Below are 2668 nucleotides of genomic sequence, written 5' to 3'. Positions count from 1 at the left end.
GATGCCGACCGCATCGATACCGGCTTCGGCAAGCAGGTCTTCGCGGCTGGCATGGTGCTGGAAGCTGTCGGGCAGGCCCAGGTGCAGGATCGACTTGAGCACGTCCTCGGCATTGAACAGCTCGGCCACGCCGGAGCCGGCGCCACCGGCCACCACGTTGTCTTCGATGGTGACAAAGCCATCGTGGGTGCGCGCGAGTTCGAGCAGCAGGGTGCGGTCGAGCGGCTTGATGAAGCGCATGTTGACCACGCTCAGGCCCAGTTCGCGACCCACCGCTTCGGCGGCCGGCACGGTGCTGCCGAAGGCAAGCAGCGCCACTCGGCTGCCCTGCACGCGCAGGTCGGCCTTGCCGATCTCCAGCGTGGACAGGTCGGTGCCGGCGGCCACGCCGGTGCCGCTGCCGCGCGGATAGCGCACCGCGGCCGGACCGGCGTAACGCAGGCCGGTGCTCAGCATCTGTCGGCATTCGGCTTCATCGGCCGGGGCCATCACCACCATGTGCGGCACGCAGCGCAGGAAGCTCAGGTCGAGGTTGCCCGCGTGGGTGGCGCCATCGGGCCCGACGACGCCGGCGCGATCGATCGCGAACAGCACGTCCAGTTGCTGCACCGCCACGTCGTGGACCAACTGGTCATACGCGCGCTGCAGGAAGGTGGAATAGATCGCCACCACCGGCTTGGCGCCCTGGGTGGCCATGCCCGCCGCCAACGTCACTGCATGCTGCTCGGCGATGGCCACGTCGAAGTAGCGCTCCGGGTATTCCTTGCTGAAACGCACCRGGCCCGAGCCTTCGCGCATCGCCGGGGTGATGCCCATCAGCTTGGGTTCGGCGGCGGCGGCATCGCACAGCCAGTCGCTGAACACATCGGTGTAGGTTGGCTTCTTGGCGCCGCCCTTGGAGACCAGGCCCTTGTCCGGATCGAACGGGCCGACGGCGTGGTAGCCGATCTGGTCGCCCTCGGCGCGCTCATACCCTTTGCCCTTGGTGGTCATCACGTGGAGCAGCTTGAGGCCCTTGAGGCCCTTGAGCGTCTTCAGCGTGGCCACCAGTGCCGGCACATCGTGGCCGTCGATCGGGCCGGTGTAGTGGAAGCCCATCTCCTCGAAGAACGTGGACGGCACGAACATGCCCTTCCAGTGTTCTTCCCAGCGCTTGACGAAACGCGCGGTGGGGTTGTTCTTCTTGTCGCCGAGGATCTTCTTGCCGCCTTCGCGCAGCGCGTTGAGCGTGCGGCTACCGGTGGCGCGGCCGAGCATCTTGGTCAGCCCGCCGACGGCCTCGGAGATGGACATGTTGTTGTCGTTGAGGATCACCAACAGGTTCGGTTCGCTGTCCATGCCACCGGCATGGTTGAGCGCCTCGTAGGCCATGCCGGCGGTCATCGCGCCGTCGCCGATCACCGCCACCACCTTGCGGTCGTCGCCCTGCTGCTGGCGCGCGATGGCCATGCCGAGCGCGGCCGAGATCGAGGTCGAGGAATGGCCGACGCCGAACGTGTCGAATTCGCTTTCCTCGCGCTTGGGGAACGGCGCCACGCCGTCCTTCTGCTTGACGGTATGGATCTCGTCGCGGCGGCCGGTAAGGATCTTGTGCGGGTAGGTCTGGTGACCCACGTCCCAGACCAGCTGGTCGACCGGGGTCTGGTACAGGTAGTGCAGCGCGACGGTCAGTTCGATCACGCCCAGCCCGGCGCCGAAATGGCCGCCACTCTTGCCGACCGATTCGATCAGGTAGGCACGCAGTTCATCCGCGATGGCGGGGAGTTCGGACTCGTCGAACCTGCGCAGGTCATCCGGTGACTGGATGCGCGACAGGCGGGGATAGCGTGCGGAATCGATCATGTTTATCGCGCTTCTTCTGAGCGCCTATTTTCCCCCCCAAATACGGGTGGGGCAAGCAAACCGCCTTTTCAGTGACTAAACGGTGACGGTGCCTGCGTCAGTTGGTCGCAGGCTAGGCGGCCAGTTTGGAGCGTTTGGGCAGCTGTGCCCGCAGGAACGCCATCTGGTCGGCCAGGATGTTGCGGTTGGACAGGATCATGTGCTCGATCCAGCTGGGCCGGTACGGCACCGCCAGCAGCGGCATGCCGGCCTGCTGCGGGGTGCGGTCGCTCTTGCGCGAGTTGCAGTGGAAGCAGGCGCTGACCACGTTCTCCCAGACATCCAGCCCGCCCTTGGAGATCGGCATGACGTGGTCGCGGGTCAGTTGGGGGCGGTGGAACTGTTGGCCGCAGTACAGGCACAGGTGCGCATCGCGGGCGAACAGCGCCTGGTTGGACAAATTGGGGGTGGGATCGAGTGACCGTGAACGGGCGTGGCCGCGCGCGGCGATGATCGGGTGCAGGTCCATGCCGCTGCGCGTACCGGTCAGGCGGCTGATGCCCCCATGGATGTGCAGGCAGGGATCGCCCAGGGTCCAGGCGACGGCATCACGGGCGTAGAGGCAGGCCGCATCCTGCCAGTTGATCCAGTCGAGGACTCTGCCGTGGGCATCCAGCGAGAGCAGGCGGACGCTGCCGGGCCGATGCAGCGTGGCGATGGGCGACACTTCGTCGACCGGGGCGGACGAGGCTCCGGTATCGATCAGACCTAAGCGTGTAGTGTCTGTCTCCATCGGGAAAACAGCTTATACCCGAATCGTTGCATTTTGTGTATAGGCGCAAGCGCC

General features: G+C 66.0%; 2 protein-coding genes. Both read right to left on the bottom strand.

Features of this window, described 5'->3' with window-relative positions; translation table 11 throughout:
* Nucleotides 1–1842 (bottom strand): 1-deoxy-D-xylulose-5-phosphate synthase (dxs, locus tag AC1DQP_RS19215; protein WP_478052271.1); only part of this gene is annotated, 1842 nt, incomplete at its 3' end.
* A gap of 112 nt (nt 1843–1954) precedes the next feature.
* Nucleotides 1955–2614 carry an HNH endonuclease gene (locus AC1DQP_RS19210; protein WP_256774680.1) on the bottom strand — a complete coding sequence of 220 codons (660 nt, stop codon included), beginning with the start codon at nt 2612–2614 and terminating at the stop codon, nt 1955–1957.
* Nucleotides 2615–2668: the final 54 nt, after the last annotated feature.

The organism is Stenotrophomonas sp. P5_A8 (genome assembly GCF_056400545.1).
Note: the sequence above shows the minus strand (reverse complement) of the source record. Positions and strands in the feature narration are given on the sequence as shown.

Coding starts and splice junctions, on each gene's coding strand:
- AC1DQP_RS19210 (WP_256774680.1), bottom strand. CDS start 2,614: ATGGAGACAGACACTACACGCTTAGGTCTGATCGATACCGGAGCCTCG.